Below are 23,012 nucleotides of genomic sequence, written 5' to 3' on the forward strand. Positions count from 1 at the left end.
TTTAGAATTGCTCCGCAATTCTAAAGCTCCGTAGGTCAAGCGTCCGACCGCCCGGGCAGGCGTCCTAGTCGGGCGCCAACTCCCGGGTGGTCGGCGGGGCATGCGGGCAGGGGTGGGGCCGCCTGCCCGCATGCCCGCTACTGCCTGTGAGGGTAGAAGGGGGAGGGCTCCTGCTCGATGACGACTTCAGGGCACTCAGGGCATCGCTTGCCAGGTGAGCCGCTGGCTGTGCGGGGGATTCCATCCTTCCCCAGTGGCTCCACCCTGCGGCGCGATGCATCATGGGTAGAGTGAGGGCATTTGCTGGGGTGGGGGTATTTCACGCACCAATGGCTTCCGGAGTAGCTCAGATGCAACTGGCAGGTCTGCGTGTCTTCGAATTCAAGCCTTTCGATCCCCAGATGTACTACGTGAGCCACCATCAGGTTCCAGCGCATCGGTCCCACATTTCCCTCGGGGCTCCGGACTGAATACCACAAGTCCTCATCGAGAAATGACAGGAGTTCCACGATCGACTTTCCCTGGAATTCGGCAGGGATGTGGGTGACGTTCCCGCTCGTTTCCATTTCCGCAACGATGTCGGGCCGCTCGTTTTCCTCTGCCTGGAACTCTGCGCCTTCCTGATGCGCCTCGATCTCGGGGGGACTTGCCTTGCCCTGAGTCCGAGCAAGACGGACAGATCGCTTCTCCAGCGCCGCCGCGCGCCGCTGGGCCTCAAGCTCATGTGCGTGAGTGCGCATAGCCTCCTTGGCTGTGCCCATCGGCAGATCTTCGGCGATGGCATGACCGTCCCACGAGAGCTCGTACGTGAATCCGGTGGCCGCCTCCGACAGCTGGTACTCCTCACCGTTGCACGACCAGCCGTAGTAGGCCTTCACCTCCCATTCCTCGCTGTCGACGGGGGGAAGGTCAGTCAGGAGGGGGAGCTTCGGGAGGTCATTCCTGCGCTCCTGTTGGCGTGCGGCTTCCCAGTCGGCGACGGACTTCTCGTGAGCCAGGAGGTCCGTCCTGACCTGACGCACACGCTGCGCAGAGAGGATGTCTGAGATGCTGCTCCGCTCCGCCTCGGTCTCCTCCAGGGTGGCGTTCAGGCAGGTCGAGCACATGGCCTCGCCTCCGTTGAGGGAGCCGAGCAGACTGGCTTTCCTCTCCTTGCCGTACCCGGGGTTTGAGCACTTCCAGCAGATGCGGACTTCGGTGAAGGTCAGCTTCTGAAAGCGCCGGTTCTTCCACACTCGGCGTTCGGCTGTCTCATCGACCGAGCGCGCATACCGTGCGATCGATTCCAGCATTGCCCGGCGCGAAACGAAAAGGCCCAGATTCTTGACCAATTCTTCGCCATTCCACACGAGAGGCTGGTAGGTCTGCCGGAATGTTCCTTCCTGGGTTTCGTCGTCCCAGTCCAGCTTGACCGTGAAGGGAATTCCGTCCGCCATGACCTCAAAGTGCGGGAACTTGTGGCCATCCCATGCCGCTGGCTTGTTCTCGGAGATGTCGAGAGTGATCGGACGCTGCGGGTACTGCCACTTCTCCCATTCCTTCCCATAGGGGCGCCATGCGGCGTACGAGGGCGGGGGGGAGGAGACCTTGGCGCTCGGCGCGATCTCCAGGTCGATGTCGAACAGGGTCTGTTCCTGAGCCTGTCCGGCCAGCGAGGTGACCGGCGCCCCGCCGATCCAGCCCCTGTATCCGCCGCCGCTGCCGGAGGACTTCTCGCGCTCCATCACGTGGTACTCACCGGTGATCGCCGAACGGTCCGTCACGACGAAGAAGGTGTTCTTGGGGCCCTGCGACCAGATGGAGCCGGTGAGCGTCTCGCCGTCGCCAGCGTTCCACTGAACCCAGTCGCCGATCCCGAACTCCTTCGGCTGGAAGCCGGGCGCGTCCGGGGACTTGGGAAGCCGGATCTTCGGGTGTGCCGGCTTCTTGGCCGGACGCCACTTCGGGGCACCCTTCTCCTGCGCCTGGACAGCCTTCGTGAAGTCAGCCTTCCACTGGTTGTACCGATTGAACACGGCCTCCACGTAGCGGTCGCGCTCCTCGAACGGCGGAGGGCACGGCTGCGTGAGCCGCAGGCGCCCGTCCTCCGAGCTGATGACCTCGCGCTCGCCTCCGTGCCGCATCTTCATCGTCTCCACCAGCATCTGGTTCACCCTTCTCGTCTGCCTGCTGTGCTCGTGAGAGAACATTAAGAGTGTCGACTGTCGAAAGTCAAGTCTCTTGATGAAGATTTCTGCAGGTCAGAGGCACTTTCCGAAGCATCGCTACGCTCTGCAACGGGCGTCGGATGCTTGGCGAGGCGCCTGGGACGGGCGGCCGGCGCGCGCTGCGGCACGCCCTCGGGACGCCCTGCTTCAGTGGCCTCGGCGCCTGGTCCGAGGTTCGCTCCGCCCGGCCCCCTGCACCACGACATGTACTCAACTGCTGAGCACATATAGGGGTGTCAGGAAACCCGTGGCCCCTTGGTTGAGCCCCTGACCTGCGACGATGGCTGTCGCGCGCCTTGCCTTGCCGGAAGTGGTCTTGGAAGTGGTTCTGGAAGTGGTTCTGGAAGTGCAGCTCAGGGCTAGCCCAGGTCAGGGCAAGCCCCATTAGGAGAGTTCACTTGCGTCTTACGCATGGCGGTTGAGATCCTGGTCGGTATGACCAGCAGAGATGACCGCTACGCAGGACTTCGGGTCCGCATTCGGGAGCTCCGCGACGCCGACCAGCGTCTGGAGAAGGTGCAACGCCGGCTGTGGGAGAACCTGACCGATGCGCTGCCCGACACCCCTTCCGGCGGAGGCCAGCATCTCTCCGGGGCCGACCGAGGCGTCGCCAAGGCCCTGGCCGAGGAGTTCGAGATCAGCGACACCTGGCTGCGGCACAACACGACCGGCCCGGAGGGGATCCGGGCGGAGCGTGTTCAGGACGGCAAGTCGCCGCGGCGCCTGACCCGGGAAACGGCGCTGCGCAGAGCGCGTGAACTGGCGCGGCCTCGGACAGCCGATGACTACGCCGCGCTGGGCTACACGTTGTTCGACCTGCCCGCCGAGGATCCGGCGCTGGCGACCCTCCAGGCATTCCTGGACGCCTACCTGGCCGGCGCTGGTGACCTCTCCGGCCTGCTTGCTCCCGAGGCAGATGTACAGGCGATCGCCCTCGCTCCGTACGCAGTCCTGCGGGGGATCACCTCCGTTGCCGTGCACGGGGAGACGCCCGAGCCGGGCGGGGTTCTGCCGGCAGCAGACGGCACCACGGCTCAACTCTTGGTCCACGCCGAGGTGGAGACGCACTGGGGCGCGGAGAGCTCCGTGACTTACGCGCTCACGCTCCTCGCGGCCGGTGGACTGTGGAAGGTCTCCGGAGCCGAGGACCAGGCGCCGCTCCTGCAGCAGGCCCAGGAGCGCGTTCAGAGGGCCCTGAGAGGCGTCTACGAGGAGATTGAGCGACTGGTGCCCGCTCCGCCGAAGCAGCGGGCACGCAGAGGGCATCAGCGCGGCGAGGCGGACACGCTCGCGGAGATCAGCCGGCTCACCGGATACAACCCGGTATGGATCCGCAAGATCCGCGGCAGGATCGCTGACCGGCGAGAGGCGCAGGAGCTTGTTGCCAAGGGCCTGGCGGACGGCACCATGACTCCGGAGGAGGCTCGCGAGGTCTTGAGGCCGTTCACTGCACCGCTCAAGCAGCCGTCGGGGAGTAACCGTTTCTCGCGACAGCAGGGCGCCGGCGCGAAGGCTTGACCAGCCGGACGGGCTTCTCCGAAGGCTAGACCAGGCGTCCTGCTGGCCGGTTGACGTGCAGGTCAGGGGCGTTGCCGGGCGAGGCTGTCCGGGTTGTCCAGGGCGTCGAGGAGGGGCTGCAGTTGGGATCGGCCGTAGCGGCGCCAGACCGGGCCGAGGGGGCCGTGTTCGGTGAGCAGGGGCAAGGTCGTGGCGATGACGGGGACGGTGTCCTCGTGGTCGGTGTAGGAGATGCCCTCTCCCCAGGTGGTCTGGGTTTGCCCCGCCCATACGGTGCGCGATAGTTCTTCGACGGCCCGGGTGCGCTGGGCCAGGCCGCGGGGTCCGGCGCCAGCGAACACCAGGGCCACCGGGGGATACCCCTCGCGTTCGCCGGCGGGGTAGGTCAGTCTCCACAGCGGGGTCTCGCGGCGGTGACCGGGCAGCCGCACCTTGCGGCGGTAGTAGGTCCGGTAGCGGCTGATCTTCTCGGCGATCCGGGGCGGGGGCATGGTGCCGCGGTCGGCCTCGACCATCAGCACTGGGAGGCCGGCCTCCGGGGCCCGCAGCACCGCGTCCGTGATCACCGACTCGCGGCCGAAGATCGGGTGCTGAACCTCGGTCAGCCAGTCGGTCACCTCGACCTGCGCGAGGCCGTCGCTCTCGCGGAAGCCCCGGGCGAAGGCGACGACGATGTCGTTGACCATCATCGCGTGGGGTGCGCCGCTGCGTCCGGCGCCGCGGGCGGTGCTGCCCATGGGTGTGCCGGTGGGCAGGACTTCGGAGGCCGCCATGAGTCCGGAGGGTGTGAGGCGCCACAGCTTCTTGCTCTGCACCCGGGGGCCGGCCGCCGCCGCTGATTCCCGTGGCCAGGAGCGGCGGGAGGAGCCGTCGGACACGGCGAGGTGGTGGACTTCGAGATCCAGCAGGGCGATCCGGGCTGGCTTGGTGGAGGTGGCGGTTGGCCACATCAGAGCCGTGATGTGGTCGGCGGTCGCGATCTTCAGAATGCCGAGTGCGGCCAGGGCGCGCTCGCGCATGCCAGACGTCGAGCGGTGCGGGTACAGGCTCGAAGACGCGAATCCTGTCACGGGTTTCTCCCCTTTTCGGATCGGGGCCTGCGGTTCGCAGGTCCTCTCACGCGCGCTAAGGGGGTGCGGGTCGGTGATTGTGACCGCCGTGGCGGGCCTTCCCGGATGGGCTGCTGGTCACCGGGTGGCGCGCTTCGCGTCCAGCTTGGTGCCGGCGGGTACACGCAGGGATGGGGTGCCGGGTGAGAACTTGATGACGACGATCGGGCTGCCGGTGACCATGCGGTCGTGGCGGACGCTGGTGACGAGGTGCTGGCCCGTCTCGAGGGTGATGGTGTCGCCGGGGGCGATGAGGCAGGCGACGATCACCGGCTTGCCGCCCGCAGTTCGGGGTCGGCGTCGGCGGCCGCGGTGATGATTTCTGCGAGGCGTGCCGCGGCGCCGGCCGTGCATCCGCCGAGGTGGATCTGTGCCTGGCCGCTGGGCGTGGGTTCGCCGGCGATGAGGGCGGGCAGTGCCAGGCCGACGCGGTCGAGAGCGTCCTGCAGGGCGCGGGCGGCGATCTGTCCGGCTCGTACGGCGTCGCCGTGTGCGGGGGCCGGCGCGTCCATCACAGCACCTCGCGAACGGCTTCGGGGTCGGTGCTCCACTCGGTGCCGCCGTGTTCGGGCCGCAGGTACAGCCGGGGGATCTCCCCTCCTGCGGGGCCTTCTTCGAGGAGGCCGCCCATCAGGACGCCCTGGCGGTTGTGGAGGGCGTCGTGCACCAGGGTTCCGGGCTTGCACGGCAGCTCGTGATCGGGGATGTACGCGGCTCTGGGGATCATTCATTGACCGTATGGGCGGTTCTGTGGGGGAAGGGGGACAGTCTGTCCCCGGTGCGGGCCGGGGACGTTCTGCCCCGCTGTGGTCACCCGGCGGGGTGAGTGGTGGTCAGGCTGCGACGCCGAGGTCGTCAGCGAGCTGCCCTGCGGCGCGGGACAGCGGGCCGGTGGTGGTCCGGGCCAGGGCGCGCACCAGGGACCGGCCCGACGGAACGTAGCGGACCGCTTCGGGACTGGCCTCGACGGCGGCCCGCGCGTAGTACAGGGCTGCGGCCGGCTCTCGGCGCAGCTGCTCGCCGCGCGCTGCGTCAAGGTAGAGGCGTGAGCGCCGTTCGGTGGAGGGGATCGAGTCGATGTCCGTCTCCGCCAGCTGCGCGAGTGCGATGCCCGGGGTGTGCAGGTCGGTGCCGATGGTCACCGCGTGGACGGCCACGTTGCCCGGGCCGAACGCGGTCCAGGGGTGTGCGTACCCGGTGGGGAGTGCGCGGGCGATCTGGTCGGCCTCGCCGTGCCAGCGCCATGCGTCGCCTTCGTGTCCGTCCTGTGCGGCGGTGACGGCGGCGCTCAGGCATAGCGAGCCGTGGGTGGCGCGAAGCCGGGGTGATCCGCCTTCGAGTTGGGGGCGCAGTACGCGGGCGGCGTCGGCCACGATCCGCAGTGCGTCTTCGGTGTGTCCGCCGGCTCGCAGGCCGTTGGCGACGATCCAGGCGGCGGCGCCGAGCGCCACGGGGTCATCGGCCTGTTCCGCGTGGGTGCGGGCTCGGTCGACGATCACCCAGTACAGCTCGGGTTCGACGATGTGCGCCGCGTACTGCTGGGCCAGGGCGTAGACCTCGGCGGTGAGGACCGCCGCCCGGCGCCGCTCGGGGCCGTCCGCGGTGCGCATCGTGGCGTGTGCGGTGGCGATGAGGTCGGGCAGCAGGCGGGCGACGTCGGTGCGCTGCATGCGCGCGGTGTGCCAGATGTGCCATGCGCGGCGGACGCGGCCGGCGAGCTGGCCGATGTCCTGGGCTTTCCCAGCCGGGCCGAACAGGGGGGCGTGCACGGCCTGGCGCAGGTCGGGGACTGCGGGGTGGGTGGTCTTGCCGCCGTCATCGACGGGGATGCTGGTGTCGCCGCCCATGAGGTCCCGGATGTCGGTGAGCCCGAGCACGCGGGTCAGGGTGAGGACCATGGGGAGGGCGCGCAGCGGCCGCTCGCCGCGCTCAATCTTTTTCACCCAGTCCGCTGATCTTCCGACGAGTCCGCCCATGACGGGGCGGCTCAGTCCTCGGCGTTCGCGCCAGTACTGCAGTCGCTCGCCAGGTGTTGCTTCCGGTGTCAGCCCGTACCCGTGCTCGTGATCAGTCATCGTCATCGCCTCTGGTTGGCTCGTTGGGCCATGGTGATAACGGGTGCTCCGCGCGCCCGGTCACCGTGAGGATTCCCGCTGCGGGCGTGGCCGACGCGGGGCGGGGGCGATCCGCGGTGCGGATTCGCTGTGCGGATCGGCGCGCTTGCGGGGTCTGGATGGGCCGGGTTGGCGGGCGGCCCCGGGCTGGCGGGATGTGGGCGTGGGTGCTGCTGGGTTCTCGGTTGGTGGTGCCCGTTGGTGCGGGCTAGTCCAGGGGCTTGTCGTCGCGGTGTATGCCCAGGTCAGGGCCGGGGGCGAGAGTGGTCAAGCCGGGGCGGTTGGCAGGGCTGTGCGGGTGTGGGCGTTGGCGGGTGCCTTGCCCGATTGGCGGTGCCAACTGGCGGTCGGGGAAGGTCTTCGGGGGGCGCGGTGGCCGCTGCCGGGTGCGAGTAGGGGTGCGGATACGCGAAGGGGCCGGAACCGTTCGGTGGCTCCGGCCCCTGCGTGCTCTGGGTGGCTGCTCAGATGCCGCGCAGCTCGCAGAAGGCGATGAACTCTCGTGCCACCACGCGCCTGTAACGGTCCATCTCCCGGGCCACCGCGCTGGTCGAGGTGTTCTCCGGCGCCTCCACCAGCTGCGCGGTGGCGAACTTCAGAGCGCGCTGGGCCGCGCCGAGCAGACCCACCTCGTCGCTGGCGAGGCTGACCTTGCCCCACAGGGAGGCGGCCCGCTCGATGTACATGAGGTGCTCGTGGAAGGCCGGGGTGAGGGGGCGGATGTTGTCCTCCAGGGTGCGGATGGACGCGGCGCGCGCTTCGGTGGCGGCGATCAGCACCCTGTTCATCTCGTCCCGGATGGCCCGCTCGGTCCGCTCGGTCCGCTCGGTCCGCTCGGTCCGCTCGGTCCGCTCGTCGATGGTGGTGGTGTTCTCCTGCATGGGGCCCTCCAGTTGTTGGCTGTGGTGGCCTGACCGAGAACACATTAAGAGCGTCGACTGACGACAGTCAACACTCTTAATGGTGCAGAGGCTGCACCTCGGGCTTCACCACGAGCGGCTCGTCCACAAGAGACAAGCCCCCACCAGGCAAAACCCCGGATTCTGCGAGCCAGCGGACAACCCCTGATCCGGAGCATCGACGGCATCTGAACGAAAGGCAGATGCCCGTGTCGCTCATCTCCCGCACCACCACAGGCGCACCCCGTGACGCATTCCGACTGCTGGATGCCGAGTGGGACCGGCTCGACCAGCACACCGGACCCGCGCGGACCGTCGCACGATGGCTGCGGGATGCCAGAGCCATCGAGGACACCCTCGCCCCCCTGCGGATCAGCAGCCTCCTCGCCGTCCTGAAGACGCGCGACAGGGCTCAGGAGAGCCGCGAGCACAGCGACCGCTGGCTCGGTGCGCTCCTTGCCCGTGCCGGCGGTGAAGGCGCCGACGCCGAACTCGCCACCCAGGTCGTCATGAAGGCGATGGTGCCCGCGGCGGTGCGCACCGCTCAGCGCCTGGCCGTCTACAGCGGCGCGATGGAGGACGTCTCGCAGGTCGTGGTCGCCGGCCTGTGGCAGGTCGTCGTGTCCTACCCGCTGGAGCGCCGGCCGGTGAAGGTCGCCGCCAACCTGGCGCTGGAGACCCTGCACCTGGCCACCCGCGAACTGGCGCGCGAGCGGCCCGCCAGCTGGGGCCAGGACCCGGACTGGCAGTTCGCCGACGAGGAGATGTCCCCGGAGCGGATGGCGGAGAAGTCCTGGCTGTCCGACCACGCTGCCGGTCTGTCGCTGATCTCGGAACCGGGATGGGAACAGGCCACCGGCCGCCGCGGATACCTGCTGGACCTCCTGGTGTGGGCGGTCGATGCCGACGTGGTGAGCATCCAGGACGCGCGGGACCTGATGGACATGGCCGAGAGCCAGCACGAGGCGGGACTGCTGCGGCGGCCCGGGGTGAACGAGCCCGCACGGCTGAGGAAGCGGCGCAGCCGGGCCGTGCAGCGGCTGCGGGTCGCCCTGCCGGAGTTCCTGGCCGAGATCGCCTGACAAGACTTCCCGCTCTTTCCCCTCGCGCGTCACAAACGCGCCTTCGGCGGACCTGGGCGGGCGAGCGACGGACCCATGCGGAGATGAGGAGCGATACATGCCCGAGGTGACGGAGAACGAGGCGCAGTTGGTGCGTGCGCACCGGGCGGCCGGGCGGCTGGCGGTCGCGCTGGTGATGGACCCGTTCAGCGACGAGACCGTGCAGCGGCTGGAGGACTGGCTGCCGCAGGCCCTGGAGGCGGCCACGGTGTACCGGTCGATGGCGGGCGGGACGGAGGATCTGCGGCGGCGGATCACGCGCCTGTCCCAGGTCGCGGTCGACGCACGTCTGGCCGGTGCGGCGTGAGGGGGCGGTGGTGGCGCGGCGCCGCGCGGGCCGGGGCGGATGAGGATCTGGTGTGGCGGGCGTCGACCGGGGGCCGGGCGAACGTGGCGCTGCTGGCCCGGGTGGGGGTGTGGGCGCTGGTGGCCGCCGGGCCGTTGCTGGCGGTGGTGGCGCTGCTGAAGCCGGCCGAGGCCGCCCCGGTAGCGGCGGAGCCGCTCCCTGCGGATGTCGTGGTGGGAGATCCGGTCGGCCCGGCCGGGTTCGGTGAGCTGTACCTGCGGGCGTTCCTGGAGGGCGATCCGCAGGCGGCCGGCGAGGAGTTGGCGCAGTTCTATCCGCAGGCGCGGTCCCGGCCCGCTGGTGGAGGCGGCGGCGCGGTCGAGGTGCGGCACTCGGGTGTCGTGAGCACCGAGGCCGTCGGCAGCGGGTACTGGTCCGTGCTGATCGGCGCGCGGGTGGCCGAGGAGGTGCCGTCCCCCGACGGTTCCGAGGTCATCACCTCGGAGCAGCTGCGGTACTTCCGGGTGCCGGTGGCGGCGGTTGATGACGGCGGCTGGGAGGCCACCGCGTATCCGGCGGAGGTCGTGGCGCCGGCGTCGGGCGGTCAGCGGACTGCGGACTACGAGCTGGTCGCGCTGCAGGCCGGTGACCCGGCTCAGGTCACGCTGCATGACTTCCTCTCCGCGTACCTGACCGGTGTGGGGGACGTCTCCCGCTATCTGGCGCCCGGTGAGGACGCGCACGCGGTGTGGCCGGCGCCGTACGTCGACGTCGAGGTGACGTCGGTGTCGGCACAGCCGGGCGGTGACCTGCAACTGCAGGCAGGGGCCCGGGAGCAGCTGCTGGTGGAGGTCCAGGCGCGGTCGGCCTCGGGGCGGGCGTGGCCGCTGTCGTACGCGGTGGTCCTGACGGAGCGGGACGGCCGGTGGGAGATCGGGGCGCTTGAAGCGGCCCCGCAGTTGGTGGAGCCCGCACAGGGCTCGGACACGGTTGGGAGTGAGCGATGAGCAACGGTGTGGTGATGGCCGGGGTTATCGAGGGCCTCGGGAACCTGGGGCTGGACCTGGCGGGGCTGGCCGACGGCGTGCTGTTCTCGCTGCTCGTGGTGGCCGCGGCGCTGTTCGTGGGAGCGAAGACCCGGAGCATGGTGGCCGGGATGGTGACGCTGATCGCCGGGATCCTGCTGTGGTCGCTGGCGGTCAACCGGGAGAACGTGCGGGACAGCATCAACGAGGACGTCGGCGACTACTTCGCGGCCGAGGTCGTTGAGGGTCCTGCGGGGCCGGCCGGGCGGGGCGAGCTGTGAACGGCAGTCAGGAGGACGCCGGCGGCGAGGGCCTGATGGGACGCTCGTTCACCCGGTCCCGGCGTCTGCCCGGGATGGTGGGGCGGCTGCCCGGCAGCGACAAGCCCCTGATCGGCGGCCCGTACACGCTGCCGCAGGCCGGAGTGATGGTCGCTCTCATCACGGTGATGGCGTTCACGCCCGGGGTGTGGGCCAGGTTCGGGCTGCTGGTGAATCTGGTGCTGCTGCTGGGGGTGCCGTACGGGGCCGGGTTGGCGGTGCGGCGCCTGCAGGGTGAGGGGCGCTCGCCGTGGGCGGCGGTATCGGGCGCGGCCGGTTTGCTGGCTGCCCCGGGCGCTGGCCGGATGCGGGGCCGGCCGGTGAAGCGGCCCCGCCCGGTATCGGCGGGCGGCGTGCTCACGCTGCACGTCCTCAAGGGCCAGGAGCAGGACCCGGTGCCCGAGGACCAGCAGCCGTGCTCGGCGGCGGTGCCGGTGGTTGAGACCGATGCGGTGGAGAACGGGCCGGTGCTGTCGCCGGTCCAGGCGGCGCTGGCCCGCCGCCGGCAGGAGAGGGGCGGGCTGTGAAGGCGCCGATGCGGCATCTGGCCGGGAACGTGATGTGGAGTGGGCACGGCGGAGCATGGGCGGTGTGGCGGGTCGAGGGCCCGGGGCTCGCCCTGGTGTCGACCCGGCAGCGCACGCAGCATCTGCGGGTGATCGAGGGCCTGGTCAAGCAGTTGCGGGGCGAGGCGATGCTGCTGTCGCTGTGTCCTCCCACTGATCCGGGCGCGGTTGCTGACCGGATGATCCAGGGCGTGGCGCTGGAGGAGTCCGGCCGGTACGCGGCGGTGGTGGACCGGCTGCTCGATGAGCTGGGACAGGTGGAGCTGTCGGGGCGCACGGACTGGCTGGCGGTGCCGCTGCCGGCGACGCCGTGGCAGATGGTGCGCGACGGACTCTCTGCGGCGCGGGCCGAAGTCGCCGCGCGGATGGGCCTGCTGCCCGCTCCGGTCTCGGCCGATGAGGAGCTGCGGGCGCTGGAGGCGGCGCAGCGGATGGCGGCGACATGGCCGGCTGGGCTGCAGGTCCGTCCGGCGCGGGAGGCCGAGATCCTGTGGATGGTGGGGCACGCGCAGCGGCGCGGCGCCGGGGACGGGGCCCTGCCCGATGCGGTGGGGTCGCGGTTGGGGCGCGGACGGTCGGGTGCGGTACTGGAGGAAGCCGTGCTGCGCGAGGGCGGCCTGCGCGGTCCGGCGCAGGAAGGGCGGGGCAGGGTCGAGGCCGGCGCGGACGTGTTCCGCCGCCGGTGGCTGGAGGTGGCGACCGAGCACGGGACGTCGTACCAGTCGCTGCTCACGCTGGCCGAGATGCCGGCGGCCTTCCGTTTCCCCGGCTCGGAGTATCTCCAGGTCGTGGACGCGTGCGACTTCGCCGTGGACTACGCGGTGCGGCTGAACGTCGTCCCGCGTGCGAAGGCGCAGCGCGGCGTGCAGCAGCAGGCGAACGAGCTGGCTTACCAGGTGGGGCAGCACGGCGCTTCGCCGACGGGTGTGCCGGATGCGATCCCGGAGGCCGACGCCGAGCTGCGTGAGTACAAGCAGCGGCTGGCCGCCTCGCAGACCGAGGTCGAGGTCCAGGTCATGGTGACGATGTGCGTGTGGGGGGAGTCGGCGCGGGAGGCCGATGACCGGGCCCGGGCGCTGACCGGGATGCTGGCGGAGGGCGAGTACCAGCTGGCGCGGCCGGTGGGCCAACAGGAGGCGCTGTGGTACGCGATGCTGCCGGGGACCCGTACGCCGCAGGTGCTGGGCCGGTACCGGCAGTACCAGCTGGCGGCGGACTTCGCGATGTCCGGTCCGTGGGCGGGTGTTGAGCTGGGTGACCCTGCTGGGCCGCTGCTCGGTCTGCAGACGACGTCGGGCGGGGTGCGGCCGGTGCTGTGCGATCTGGGGATGGCGCCGCGCCGCCAGCAGTCGGCGTCGGCCGCGTATGTGGGGGAGCTCGGCTCTGGTAAGACGTTCGCGCTCAAGTCCGCGGTGTTCAACGTGCTGGCGTCCGGCCGGAGGTCGGGTGTCCCGGGGTCGCGGGGGCGGGCGGTCATCGTGGACCGGACCGAGCGCCGCGAGTGGGCCGCGTTCGCGGCGACGTGCCCGGGTGACACCCAGACCGTGGTCATCGGCCCCGACGCCGGGTTCAGTCTCGATCCGCTGCGCATGTTCTCCGATCTGAAGGAAGCGCAGCGGCGGGGGGAGACGTTCCTGTCGATCCTGCTGGGGGTGCCGTCCTCCGGGGAGCTGGCCTCCGCGCTGTCGGAGGGGATCGCGGCGGTGCTGGCCGCCCCGGGTCCTTCGCTGCTGCGGCTGATGGCTCATCTGCAGGAGGCGGGCGGTACGGATGCGGCGGCCCGGGCGGTGGCGCGGTCGCTGGCGGCGGTGGCGCGGCGGGATTTGACGCAGCGGCTGCTGTTCGACGCGTCGCTGCCCGCGCTGCGCGTGGGCGATGCGGATTCGATCGTCTTCGCGGTGTCGGCGCTGGAACTGCCGATGCCCGAGGACCTGGCGGGCGGGCGGGAACACCTGGCGGCGGAGAAGATCCTGGGCCAGGCCGTGATGTATCTGGTCACGGCGCTGTGCCGGCAGGTGTGCATGGCGGACCGCTCGGAGTTCGCGGTGGCGGTGTGGGACGAGTGCTGGTGGGTGGCGTCCATCCCCGAGGGGCTGCGGCTGCTGGTGGAGCTGATCCGGGACGGACGCAAGCACAACGCCGGGGTGCTGCTGGGTACGCACGACGCCGACGACATCCTCCAGGTCAGTGCCCAGCTCGGGCAGGTCGCGCTGGGGCTCATCCCGAGGCGGTTCCTGTTCCGGCACAGCTCGGTGGAGCTCGCCGAGCGGGGCCTGCGGTTTCTGGGACTGCCGGTCACCGAGGACCTGGTGCAGCTGGTCACCACCGGCCTGTCCCCCACCAACCTGCCGGCCGCCGAGGCCGAGGTCCGCGCCGGCGAGTGCCTGCACCGGGATCTCGCCGGGCGGATCGGCGCGATGAAGATCCTGGCGCCGCTGGGCGACCCGGTCGTGTCCGCCATGTACTCCGAGCCGGACTCCGGCGTCGAGGTAGCGGCGTGAGCGGGGCGGTGCGTACGGCGTGGATACGGCTGTGGGGTCCGGCCCGGCAGTCGATGACGTGGCGGGCGATCGTGACGCTGGCGCTGCTGTCCACGGTCACCTCGGTGCTGCTGTCCGGGGCTGGTACGGCGTGGGCGGATCCCGGGGGCGGTGAGGGCTCTTCCAGTTCGGTGGAGGAGGAGGGCGGGGGCGCCGGTGGCGGGTCGTGGGAGGACGACCCCGCTGCCGGCGGGGGAGACGGGGGCGGAGCAGGGGGCGGGTCGGGCGGGTCCGGGCAGCCGGAGCCGTCGCCCGAGCCCCGGCCTGCCGACGAGGAAGTCGAGGATCTGTCCGCGGCGGAGCAGTTCGAGGAGCTGGTGCGCGAGCAGCGGGAGGCGGACGCCCTCAACAAGGGCGTCCTGTCCGCGTTCGATGTCCGGGACCGCGACGGCGCGCCGGTCGGCTCCTACCGGGTGTACTCGGACACCGGCGGGGTCACGGACTGGCAGTTGTCGGTCCTGGATCTGCTGGTCCAGCTCTGCTTCACGGGCATCGTGTGGACGATCTCCCTCACCTGCTGGATCCTGGCCTGGGCTCTGAGCTTCAGCCTGGCGGCGCTGCTGTTCCGGCCGGTCCACGCCGTCGCCACCTCGCTGCACTCCAACGTTTTCGTGGCGATGGGCCTGCCCGGCCTGTTCCTGGCGATCGCCATGCTGGTGGCCGCCTGGCACGTGTTGTTCGGCGCGCGGTCGCGCGGATGGGGCGAGGCCGCTGCCGCCCTGCTGATCTCCGCCCTGTCGGTTGGTCTGCTGGCTTCCCCGCCCGACCTGCTGCTCAGCGAACGCGACGGAATCGTCGGCACGGTCCGCGATCTGGCCACCGAGATCGCCGGCGTCACGATCGGCCCTCTGGATGACCAGCGGCCGCTCACCCCCGAGGAAGAGCACGCCCTGGAGCAGGACTTCCACCGCGGCGTCGACATCAGCCGCACCCCCGATCTCCCCGACGCCCCGCACGAGCTGAGCCGGCCGATCACCGACGCCCTGGTCGACGCCTTCGTCGCCCGTCCCGCTCAGCTCCTGTCCTACGGCCAGACCTTCGAGGGCGAGTGCGAGGTGGCGTTCCGCGACATGCAGGTACGTCAGCGCGTCTACGAGGAGGTCCTGGAATCGAAGCGGGACGGGAACGATCCCATCGGTGACTGGATCGACAGCACGGTCCGGAGCATCCCCGGCGTCGGCGGCTACCTCGCCGACTTCATGTCCTGGCACGGCGACAACACCCGGGAGCAGTGGGGCGCGAACGACGTCATGTACGAACGGATCGACGACGCGTGGAAGGAGATTCTCAACGTCGGTCCCATCGCCGACTTCGAGGAGTCCTGCGTGGCCGGCTCGGCGTCGAAGCGGGCCTCACTGGAGAAGGTGGGCGGCGCGTTCTTCGCACTGATCGCCGCCGTGCTGGCCGCCGCGTTCGTGCTCCTGCTGGTGTCCACCTTCCTCTCCGCGCAGTTCTGGCTCGGCGTCGAAGCGATCCTGGCCAAGCTCGCCCTGGTGGTGGGTGTACTGCCGGGCATCGGCCGGGCGTGGATGCTGGCCAGGGCGGCAGAGATCCTGCGCCGCCTGCTCACCATGCTCGCCTCGGCCGGAGCGCTCGGCGTCTTCGTGGTCATCATCACCGAACTCATCCGCGCGCCGGACTCGGAGATCCCCGGAGGGCTGGCCACCCGCTTCATCGTCATCGACCTGGCCTGCATCGCCGGATTCGCCGCCCGCAAACGGCTCGCCGCCACCGCCGGCAACCTCGCGCAGCGCACGAGGGAACGGCTCAACCTCTCCCCGCTCGGCGGTGGCACGACCTCCGCCGCACGGCCCCTGGGGATGGGCGCGGGGCTGCGCGCGCTGCCCATCGCCGGGCTGGGTGGTGGAGGCGGCCGGGGCGCGGGCATGGGCGCGCTCGCCGGCGCGGTTGCCCTGGGCGCGGTCACCGGAGGTGGCTCAACCGCCGCCCGCTCCCTGGTCCGCGCACCGGGCCGGGCAGTTGCCGGGCTGGCCCGGAACACCGGTCGCACCGGCGCGGTGATGGCACGCGGCGCCGGCATCGGCACCGACGCGGCCACGACCGCCGGGAGGGCCGTACTCACCAAGGCCGGACGGCAGCAACTGAACACCGGCGCCCGCAACATCGCCGCCCACGCACGTACCGGGCTCCCCGCCGGGGTTCCCGCGACCGCCGCAGGGCTGCGGGCGCGCATCGCCGCGCTCCAGGCCGCCGCGGTCAAGAAGAACGGCACACCGGCCCGGCCCGCGGGCCGCCTGTGGGTGCCCGCCGGATCACGCCCGGCCCGCCGGACCGGCGGACCACGCGCCGGCCGGGTGACCGCCCCGGCCACTCCCCCGCCCGCCCCCGGGCCCGCGCAGGTCCCGCCCTCGGTGGCGGCCATGCGGCAGCGAGCCGCGCGGATCCGGGCACGCCACGCCGCCAAGACCACCGGGGCGCCCGCCACGCCCAGCACTTCAGCTCGCCGTACGGAGCGCGGGGTGCCTCCGGCGCCAGGGAAGAACGTGCGCGGGTCAACTCCCGCGCCCCGCAAGCCCAATCCCCGCCGTCGCGGCCAGCCCGGGAAGTCCTCGTGAAGTGGACCGCCTGGGCCGCGGCGGCCGCCGCCTGCTGCTCACTCCTGCTCCTCATCCTGATGGGTCCGCTCGGCGCACTCGCCGAGGAGGCGCAGCGCCAGGAGGAAGAGCGGCGCGCCGCCGCCGCGGCCGCCGGTGCCGGAATGCTCGCCCCAGGGTCGGACATCCCCCGCGCCTACTGGACGCTGATCGAGGAGTGGGGCACGTACTGCCCCACCCTCACCCCGCCGAGGCTCGCCGCCCAACTGCAGCAGGAATCCGGCTGGAACCCGGCCGTCATCAGCGGCAGGCAGCTGTCGACGGCAGGGGCCATCGGCATCGCGCAATTCCTGCCCGGCACCTGGGCGGAGTACGGCATCGACGCCAACGGCGACGGCGTCGCCGACCCCACCGACCCGGAAGACGCCATCCCCTCGGCCGCGATCTACGACTGCGCCGTCGCCCGGATGGTCCGCGACGTACCCGGCGACCCGATCGACAACATGCTCGCCGCCTACAACGCCGGCCCCGGCACCGTCATCAACCACCAGGGCGTGCCCGCCAAGACCTGGGGCAACGGAGAGACCTACAACTACGTGCGGAACATCCGCGCCCTGGAGAAGACGCTCGCCGCTCCCCCGCCGGCGTACGGGCAGGGCCCGGTCACCGCGCAGGCCGCCGCCGTCCTCAGCCTGGCCCGCGAGCAGATCGGCGCACCGTACGTGTGGGGAGGCGGTGACAAGGACGGGCCCACCGGTGGCGGCTTCGACTGCTCGGGCCTGGTCGTCTACGCCTACTTCCAGGCAACGGGGGGACGACTCGAACTGCCGCGCACCTCTCAGACCCAGCGGAGCGCGGGTGTGCGCGTCACGGCCGAGCAGATGATGCCCGGCGACATCATCGTCATCAACAACGACGGCGACTGGGGCCACGTCGGCATCTACGCCGGCGGCGGGATGATGATCCACGCCCCCCGCCCGGGAAAATCGGTCGAGGAGGTCGAGCTCGCCGGCTACTGGAGCGGGTTCACCTGGGACATCCGGCGCGTCCTGTGACTGATGAGCCCATACCGATGGCAGGACGGCTTGTGAGTTCCATCCTGGCCAGTTCTCACCCCGGGTGCCGGGCGGCAGGTCCATCCTGATGTCCCACGCTCATGGAAAGGAACGGCTGTGACCGATGAGGCACCGCTGACCTGGGACGAACTGTTGTCCACGCCCTTCAATATCTCCGTGGTCACCACCCACAACAGCAGTCTCCTGACGGAGACGAGACAGATGTTCAACATGAGCGACGAAGAGTTCCACCAGATGATGCGGGTCAACTATCTTCTGCTGCGCCGCGAGCTGGAGACCCACGACATCACCTACGAAGAGCTGACGAAGGCCATGAGGCCGTATCCCACACGCGAGGAGATCGCTCTCTTCTTCGATGTGGAAGTCGCATCAGCCCGCAGCAACGGCTGGTACGCCATCGACATCGCGTCCGCCTGGCTTCCGGCGCTCCCTCAGTCGAAGGGCCGCCCGGTCAACTCGATCCTGCGAGGCGACATCGTTGCCGGCACAGCCGCTGAAGTGGCCCAGGCCATGCAGGAGAGCGTCATCTACCACCGGCCCCACACCATGACCCATCCCTTGATGATCTACTGCGTCTACATCACCAACCTGACGAAACACCAGGCCGCTCACATGACAGCGGTCGCCGAGAAGCACCCCGCGTACTTCGGGCACGCGAACTGTCATGGCCGCAGCGCCATCAAGGAGTACCTCGGCAGGTCTCTGTTCAACGCAGGTCTGCGTGTCGGCAACATCATCCTTGAGGGCGTCCCGTTCCTCGGCGACGTTCCGGACGGGGTGCCGAATCCAGCTCTGCTTCCGCTCGCCGAGTACGGGTTCACGGCCGTTGCGGTGCGCGAGACCCGATTCCTGCCCTTTCTGAGCTACCGGATCAACAGGCATCTGACTGGCAGGAACCGGGAGGACACCTACGCGGAGCTCACGACGTTGCACCCTGACGCCTACCTGATCGAGGCGCCAGCGCTCTGGATGACCGATGGCCGCTATGGCTACCTCCATCAGAAGAAGGCAGACTCCCTCGCCGCAGCCGGGCTCCTTCATCTCGACCGGCCAGCCCTCGAGCAGGCTCTGAGTGAGCTGGCCGCAGAGAGCCACCTCTACAACCTTGAGCTCAACGAGTGGGGAGCTCTGAAGTACAACGCCTTGATCACGGTCGAGACGAACAGCGGGGGACACCGGACCCTGACCCTCGGCCTCCGGTTCGATCCCCGGGATAAGCGGGTCGAGGTCGTCACTTTCTTCTGAGCTGAGGCCGGTCACAAACCCTTGTCCTCCTCCACCTAGGTGGTGTGAAGGAGGCGAGATGATCGACATTTTCCTGGAAACGGCCGGACAGTGGCTGCGGCCCATCGCGGATGCACGCTGGTGGCTGGCCGCTGCAGCAGCCGGGACCGGCATCGGCCTGGGCGGCGCGGTGTGGTGGTGGCGCATCCGTGCACGGGCTTCCCTGCTTTCCCGGCACAGCGTGCAGCTTCTGCCGACCCAGACATTCGAGCCGAGCCGGGGCCAGATCCTAGGCGCAGCGCCAAGGCTGCACCGGCTTCCCCAGTTGGCGGGGTGGCTGCCCCGCCGTGCGCGGGCTGTGAGGATCCGTTTGAGCATGGCGGACGGGGAGCTGGCGTATTTCCTGGATGCCCCGGCTGCCGCAGAGCACGTGATGAAGGTGCCGCCCTTCGACGGCGTCGAGGTTCACGGGGCCGCGGTAGGCAGTGAGCAGCAGCAGGTGCCCTCCGTCCGTTTCGCGGGTGCGGAGCCGCTGGTGGAGTCTGCGCCGTGAGCGCGCCTGAGATGTTCGTTGCGCGGGCGGAGCTTGTGCTGGCGCGGGCGGACCACCGGCCGCTGCGGGAGGTGGGGCTGGATCCTGACCCGCTGGGGATGATCGCTCTCGCCAGTGCGGCGGCGGACACGGAGGCCGGTGAGCGGGTCGATGTGGTGATGGACCTCCTGCCGGTCTCCGGGGCGGCTGTGCTGAGGCGTCGGCGACGGCTGATGCGGCGGGGTGCGCGCAAGGGGCCGTCCATGTACGGAACGCCGGTGCCTGGGGCGGGTGCGGGTGGAGGTTCCACTGGGGGGTGGGGCGCGGTACAGGCGGGGCTGACGGGGGGCGGGGGTGATCTCTCCGGGGCTGCGTGGGCCGGCCTGTCGGGGAGTGGGGCGCGCGGGGGCGGCGGGCGGGGCCGTGGGCCGGGGAAGGTGCTGCCGCGTCAGCAGGACCTGCAGTGGGAGGTGGGTAAGTACCGGCCGGAGGAGACGGTCTTCGCCTTCCAGCTTCTGATCCGCGCGGTGGCAACGCATCCGGTGCGGGCCCGGGCGCTGTTGCAGCGGGTGCTGGCGGCTTGCGACACCTGGACGGCGGAGAACTGGCTGCGGCCGGTCGGTCCGCGGCGGACGGCGTGGAAGCCGTACAGCAACATCTGGTGGCGGCGGCGCAGCTTCGACCGGCGGTTTGGCCGGGGGGACTTCGCTCCGGCCGCGCCGCCGTGGCGCCGGTGGGTGGGGGCCGGGGAGCTCGCGCCGTGGCTGAAGCCGCCGACGCAGAGCGCGCTGGGCGCCATCGCCCGGTGCGGGGGCGTCGTTCCGGCGGCGCCGGCGGCGCTTCCGACCTTTACGGGGCAGCCCGGGGTGGTGCCGCTGGGCATGGTCAGCGGTGCTGACGGACGTGCACGGCTGGCCGGGGTGTGGGCGAAGGACATCCTGTTCGGCGCGTTCTTCGGAAAGTCGGGGTACGGCAAGACCGAGTTGGGCCTGGTGCAGTTCCTGGCCCGGGCGTACGCCGGCGAGGGCACCTGGTTCCTGGATCCGCACGGTGCGGCGGTCTCCAGGGCTCTGCCGTACCTGACGCATCCGTCGGTCGCCGAGCGGGTGTGGGTGGTGAGCCTGGCCAGCCCGCGTATGGACACGCGGATCGCGACGTGGAACCCGCTGAGCATGGAGGGCCGGCAGAAGGAGGAGGTGCAGTCGGTCGTCGGTTCGGTTGTGGGGGCTATCGCTTCCGCGCAGGGGTGGGGCGAGGGCGCGCCTCGGGCCCGGACCATCCTCAGCAACGCGGTACGCACGCTCGCGCACCTGGGCCTGAGGATGTGTGAGGAGAAGAAACCGGAGCTGCAGCCCACGATCTTCCAACTGCGCACTCTGCTGACGAATGAGGAGTGGCGGGAGGCGGTGCTGAAGTGGCTTCCGCCCGAGGTGCAGTCGTTTTGGCGCACCGCGTTTCCGTCGTACACGCCGGACGCGATCACGACGGTCACCAACGCCATCGACCGGCTCGACGCATCCCTTTCCCTGCGGGCGTTCCTGGGGTCTCCGCGTTCGGGGTACGACGTCCGGCGGGCGATGGATGACCGCCGTGTCGTGCTGATGTCTCCGTCCGGCACAGGTGAGGCGGACAAGATGATCGCCAGCCTTTTGATCTTTGATCTGTTCAGGGCTGGGCTGTCGCGTCAGGATCTTCTGGACGAGGGCAAGACACCGCCGACTTTCTGGGCCTGGCTGGACGAGCTCACAGCGATCGATGGCGCGTCGAAGGGCTATGTCGCGGCGATCCTCGAGCAGCTGCGGAAGTACGAGGTCAGGATGATGGCCATGACCCAGATGGCCATGAGACTGTCGGAAAGCACCCGCTACGCGCTGATGAACAATCAGTCGCTGCTGTCCGCCACGGGCGCCGACCACGAGGAAGCCGCCTATGTCGCCAAGCGGCTGCCAGGCATCAAACCGGAGACTGTTATGGGCGTCGACCGGTACGAGTACGTGATGTCTGCCGTGGTGCGCGGGCGCCGTTCGGCGCCTTTCCGGGTCCGCGGAGTTCCGGTGGAGAAAATCTATGCGGACTACCACAATCCGGATGGAGTCGACGGCCTCAGGGACCAGGTCGACAAGAACCTCGAGCGGAAGCCGATCGGCACGATTGTCGACAATCTGGCGAAACTCGACGGCGACATCGCCGGTTTCATCAAATCTCGACCCGCACAGGAGTGACGCTTCGCCATAGTTACTAAGGGGTTGTCACGAAATTCTTTTCATATAGGTCTATGCCAGCTGGGGGGACGTCGCTTACTGTGCTGGTCACAGCACCTATTGCGACTCGTGAGACCCTAGTGAAGTTGTGGGACTACGTAGCGCGACGACCGGCGGGGGATCCAGCCGGTGCGAGAGTGCAAGGGGAGAAGCATGAAGAGGACCGCACGGAGCAAGGCCATCGCCTGGGCCAGCGCCACCCTGCTCGCCGCCACCGCGCTCAGCGGGTGCAGCGGAGACGACACCAAGGCCAACAACGAGCCTCCCTCTCCGTCGGCCCCGGACGCCAGCCCGACGGAACCAGAGGACGAGCCGGACCCGTCCGTGGACCCTGACGAACAAGCGGTCCTCGCGGTTTACGAGGGTTACTGGACCGAGTACGCCGCAGCGGTCTCCGAGCCCGGAATCGACGAGTACGTCGCCGGCCTGGCAGAGGAACAGCCGACATCGGCCTTCCCTCTGGGCCAGTACGCGACCTTGGATGCCTTCGGTGAAGCGACGGGAACCGTTCTGAGCCTGGATGAGGGCGGCCGGGTGATGGCTGGCAGCCCGGAGAGCACCAGGGCGGAGGTCACGGCCATCGATCGGGAGGCCAGCATCCCCACAGGCGCCGTGCGGGATTGCCTCGACGTCCAGGGATGGACGGTGCATGACCGGGAGAGCGGGGACCAGATCGAACTGCCCGAGGAGCGGCTGACGAAGTACGTAGTGACGGCAGAAGTTGAGCAGTGGGAGGGGCAATGGCTGGTCACGGCGGTAACGCCACACGAGGAAGGCTGCTAGCAGCGGCTGCCGTTGGGGTCCTGGCCTTCGCCCTTCCGGGTGGCGCTCAGGCGCGGCCACAAGGGGTGGACGCTGGAGAATGCGATTCCTACTTCGTCTGCGTGGGGGCAGATACCGACGAACAGCAGGGAGAGGACGCTGAGGCGGGAGGTGGTGGGGGGACTCCTTCGGGCGGGGACAGCGATCCAGGATGGACGCCTCCTCTGGAGATTTGCCCCGTACTGCCTGTTGATCCCCCGCCGCCCGCCGGTCATCCCTGGTGGGGCGGCGCGGATCCCGCCGAGCACACGCTGTATGCCCGGTACTGCAGGACGGATCTACGGCCGCCAGGGTTCGCATTGCCGCCGGTGTACCAGCCGATCGTGATCGCGAACGACACCGGCGAGGTCGTAATGGGACCGACACCGGCAGAGCTGGCGCAGCGCGCGGTGGACCAGATGCTGCTGGAGGGCCCGGACATCCAGCTCGCCCCCGACCCGGCGGGCAAGGGAACGGTGGGGGTGCCGGTCTGGATGTGGACGGCGCAGAGCCCGACCACGACCGGTCCGAACGAGGCGTCTGCCTCGGCAGGTGGGGTCACGGTGACGGCGGTAGCCACCGCCGTGTCGATCGCCTGGGACATGGGTGACGGCACAACTGTGACGTGCACGCCGCCCGGTACGGCGTATTCGGCGGAGCGGGGGATGGCAGCGTCGCCGGACTGCGGCCACATCTACACCTCGCCGTCCACTGGGCAGCCCGGAGACCGTTACGCGCTGGAGGCCACCACCACGTGGTCCGTGCCGTGGGAGGGCGGAGGCGAGTTGGGGACGATCACCACGACCCGCACCTCCAGCTCCACCGTGGCCATCGGCGAGCTCCACGTCGTGAACTGAT

At 70.1% G+C, this 23,012-nt stretch carries 21 protein-coding genes; 14 read left to right on the forward strand and 7 right to left on the reverse strand.

The window, feature by feature from the left end:
* Positions 1-137: 137 nt before the first annotated feature.
* Positions 138-2,153, reverse strand: coding sequence for a hypothetical protein (locus ACTFAP_RS28875; RefSeq protein ID WP_500469805.1), 2,016 nt, complete (start codon positions 2,151-2,153; stop codon positions 138-140).
* 465 nt (positions 2,154-2,618) lie between these two features.
* On the opposite strand from ACTFAP_RS28875, the gene ACTFAP_RS28880 reads away from it, so the two are divergent.
* Positions 2,619-3,725, forward strand: a complete 1,107-nt coding sequence (locus tag ACTFAP_RS28880) for a hypothetical protein (protein WP_500469807.1) — start codon at positions 2,619-2,621, stop codon at positions 3,723-3,725.
* Between the two features lie 62 nt (positions 3,726-3,787).
* On the opposite strand, the gene ACTFAP_RS28885 is transcribed toward ACTFAP_RS28880, so the two are convergent.
* The 6 genes from ACTFAP_RS28885 to ACTFAP_RS28910 form a co-directional block, all read right to left on the reverse strand.
* Positions 3,788-4,744 (reverse strand): replication-relaxation family protein, encoded by a 957-nt coding sequence (locus ACTFAP_RS28885; RefSeq protein ID WP_500469808.1) that lies wholly within the window; start codon positions 4,742-4,744, stop codon positions 3,788-3,790.
* A 168-nt stretch (positions 4,745-4,912) separates the two neighbouring features.
* On the reverse strand, positions 4,913-5,104 hold the full coding sequence (locus ACTFAP_RS28890) for a hypothetical protein (RefSeq protein WP_500469810.1): 192 nt from the start codon (positions 5,102-5,104) through the stop codon (positions 4,913-4,915).
* The gene (locus tag ACTFAP_RS28895) at positions 5,101-5,346 is read right to left on the reverse strand and encodes a hypothetical protein (protein WP_500469812.1); all 246 of its coding nucleotides are present in this window, start codon (positions 5,344-5,346) and stop codon (positions 5,101-5,103) included. Before ACTFAP_RS28895 ends, ACTFAP_RS28890 begins: the two co-directional genes overlap by 4 nt.
* Complete coding sequence (locus tag ACTFAP_RS28900) at positions 5,346-5,561, reverse strand: hypothetical protein (RefSeq protein WP_500469814.1); 216 nt, start codon at positions 5,559-5,561, stop codon at positions 5,346-5,348. The genes ACTFAP_RS28895 and ACTFAP_RS28900 overlap by 1 nt, the downstream gene beginning before the upstream one ends.
* A gap of 106 nt (positions 5,562-5,667) precedes the next feature.
* Positions 5,668-6,909 (reverse strand): helix-turn-helix domain-containing protein, encoded by a 1,242-nt coding sequence (locus ACTFAP_RS28905; RefSeq protein ID WP_500469816.1) that lies wholly within the window; start codon positions 6,907-6,909, stop codon positions 5,668-5,670.
* A gap of 503 nt (positions 6,910-7,412) precedes the next feature.
* Positions 7,413-7,829: a hypothetical protein gene (locus tag ACTFAP_RS28910; protein ID WP_500469817.1), complete on the reverse strand. Its 417-nt coding sequence runs from the start codon at positions 7,827-7,829 to the stop codon at positions 7,413-7,415.
* Between the two features lie 221 nt (positions 7,830-8,050).
* Between ACTFAP_RS28910 and ACTFAP_RS28915 the strand changes: the two genes are divergently transcribed.
* From ACTFAP_RS28915 to ACTFAP_RS28975, 13 genes are all read left to right on the forward strand, one after another.
* Complete coding sequence (locus ACTFAP_RS28915; RefSeq protein WP_500469818.1) at positions 8,051-8,929, forward strand: hypothetical protein; 879 nt, start codon at positions 8,051-8,053, stop codon at positions 8,927-8,929.
* A gap of 97 nt (positions 8,930-9,026) precedes the next feature.
* Complete coding sequence (locus tag ACTFAP_RS28920; protein ID WP_500469819.1) at positions 9,027-9,275, forward strand: hypothetical protein; 249 nt, start codon at positions 9,027-9,029, stop codon at positions 9,273-9,275.
* A complete protein-coding gene (locus ACTFAP_RS28925; RefSeq protein ID WP_500469821.1) occupies positions 9,272-10,261 on the forward strand; it encodes a conjugal transfer protein in 990 nt (329 codons plus the stop codon). The genes ACTFAP_RS28920 and ACTFAP_RS28925 overlap by 4 nt, the downstream gene beginning before the upstream one ends.
* Positions 10,258-10,560, forward strand: coding sequence for a hypothetical protein (locus tag ACTFAP_RS28930; protein WP_500469822.1), 303 nt, complete (start codon positions 10,258-10,260; stop codon positions 10,558-10,560). Before ACTFAP_RS28925 ends, ACTFAP_RS28930 begins: the two co-directional genes overlap by 4 nt.
* Positions 10,557-11,126 (forward strand): hypothetical protein, encoded by a 570-nt coding sequence (locus tag ACTFAP_RS28935; RefSeq protein ID WP_500469824.1) that lies wholly within the window; start codon positions 10,557-10,559, stop codon positions 11,124-11,126. The genes ACTFAP_RS28930 and ACTFAP_RS28935 overlap by 4 nt, the downstream gene beginning before the upstream one ends.
* The gene (locus ACTFAP_RS28940) at positions 11,123-13,666 is read left to right on the forward strand and encodes an ATP-binding protein (protein ID WP_500469826.1); all 2,544 of its coding nucleotides are present in this window, start codon (positions 11,123-11,125) and stop codon (positions 13,664-13,666) included. The genes ACTFAP_RS28935 and ACTFAP_RS28940 overlap by 4 nt, the downstream gene beginning before the upstream one ends.
* Positions 13,663-16,281, forward strand: a complete 2,619-nt coding sequence (locus tag ACTFAP_RS28945) for a hypothetical protein (protein ID WP_500469828.1) — start codon at positions 13,663-13,665, stop codon at positions 16,279-16,281. The genes ACTFAP_RS28940 and ACTFAP_RS28945 overlap by 4 nt, the downstream gene beginning before the upstream one ends.
* Positions 16,278-17,315 (forward strand): C40 family peptidase, encoded by a 1,038-nt coding sequence (locus tag ACTFAP_RS28950; protein ID WP_500469830.1) that lies wholly within the window; start codon positions 16,278-16,280, stop codon positions 17,313-17,315. The genes ACTFAP_RS28945 and ACTFAP_RS28950 overlap by 4 nt, the downstream gene beginning before the upstream one ends.
* 117 nt (positions 17,316-17,432) lie before the next feature.
* Positions 17,433-18,581, forward strand: coding sequence for a hypothetical protein (locus tag ACTFAP_RS28955; RefSeq protein ID WP_500469832.1), 1,149 nt, complete (start codon positions 17,433-17,435; stop codon positions 18,579-18,581).
* A gap of 58 nt (positions 18,582-18,639) precedes the next feature.
* A complete protein-coding gene (locus tag ACTFAP_RS28960; protein WP_500469833.1) occupies positions 18,640-19,113 on the forward strand; it encodes a hypothetical protein in 474 nt (157 codons plus the stop codon).
* The gene (locus ACTFAP_RS28965; protein WP_500469835.1) at positions 19,110-21,314 is read left to right on the forward strand and encodes a type IV secretory system conjugative DNA transfer family protein; all 2,205 of its coding nucleotides are present in this window, start codon (positions 19,110-19,112) and stop codon (positions 21,312-21,314) included. The genes ACTFAP_RS28960 and ACTFAP_RS28965 overlap by 4 nt, the downstream gene beginning before the upstream one ends.
* A 192-nt stretch (positions 21,315-21,506) precedes the next feature.
* Positions 21,507-22,136, forward strand: coding sequence for a hypothetical protein (locus ACTFAP_RS28970; RefSeq protein ID WP_500469837.1), 630 nt, complete (start codon positions 21,507-21,509; stop codon positions 22,134-22,136).
* Between the two features lie 362 nt (positions 22,137-22,498).
* Entirely contained in the window at positions 22,499-23,011 is a 513-nt protein-coding gene (locus ACTFAP_RS28975) for an ATP/GTP-binding protein (protein WP_500469839.1), read from the forward strand.
* The last annotated feature ends 1 nt before the right edge of the window (position 23,012 follow it).

The organism is Streptomyces sp. PH9007, assembly GCF_059813725.1.

What these genes read in the sequence shown, in the direction of transcription:
- ACTFAP_RS28880 (WP_500469807.1), top strand. Translation starts at nt 2,619, where the DNA reads ATGGCGGTTGAGATCCTGGTCGGTATGACCAGCAGAGATGACCGCTAC.
- ACTFAP_RS28885 (WP_500469808.1), bottom strand. Translation starts at nt 4,744, where the DNA reads ATGCGCGAGCGCGCCCTGGCCGCACTCGGCATTCTGAAGATCGCGACC.
- ACTFAP_RS28895 (WP_500469812.1), bottom strand. Translation starts at nt 5,346, where the DNA reads ATGGACGCGCCGGCCCCCGCACACGGCGACGCCGTACGAGCCGGACAG.
- ACTFAP_RS28900 (WP_500469814.1), bottom strand. Translation starts at nt 5,561, where the DNA reads ATGATCCCCAGAGCCGCGTACATCCCCGATCACGAGCTGCCGTGCAAG.
- ACTFAP_RS28905 (WP_500469816.1), bottom strand. Translation starts at nt 6,909, where the DNA reads ATGACTGATCACGAGCACGGGTACGGGCTGACACCGGAAGCAACACCT.
- ACTFAP_RS28910 (WP_500469817.1), bottom strand. Translation starts at nt 7,829, where the DNA reads ATGCAGGAGAACACCACCACCATCGACGAGCGGACCGAGCGGACCGAG.
- ACTFAP_RS28915 (WP_500469818.1), top strand. Translation starts at nt 8,051, where the DNA reads ATGCCCGTGTCGCTCATCTCCCGCACCACCACAGGCGCACCCCGTGAC.
- ACTFAP_RS28920 (WP_500469819.1), top strand. Translation starts at nt 9,027, where the DNA reads ATGCCCGAGGTGACGGAGAACGAGGCGCAGTTGGTGCGTGCGCACCGG.
- ACTFAP_RS28930 (WP_500469822.1), top strand. Translation starts at nt 10,258, where the DNA reads ATGAGCAACGGTGTGGTGATGGCCGGGGTTATCGAGGGCCTCGGGAAC.
- ACTFAP_RS28960 (WP_500469833.1), top strand. Translation starts at nt 18,640, where the DNA reads ATGATCGACATTTTCCTGGAAACGGCCGGACAGTGGCTGCGGCCCATC.
- ACTFAP_RS28970 (WP_500469837.1), top strand. Translation starts at nt 21,507, where the DNA reads ATGAAGAGGACCGCACGGAGCAAGGCCATCGCCTGGGCCAGCGCCACC.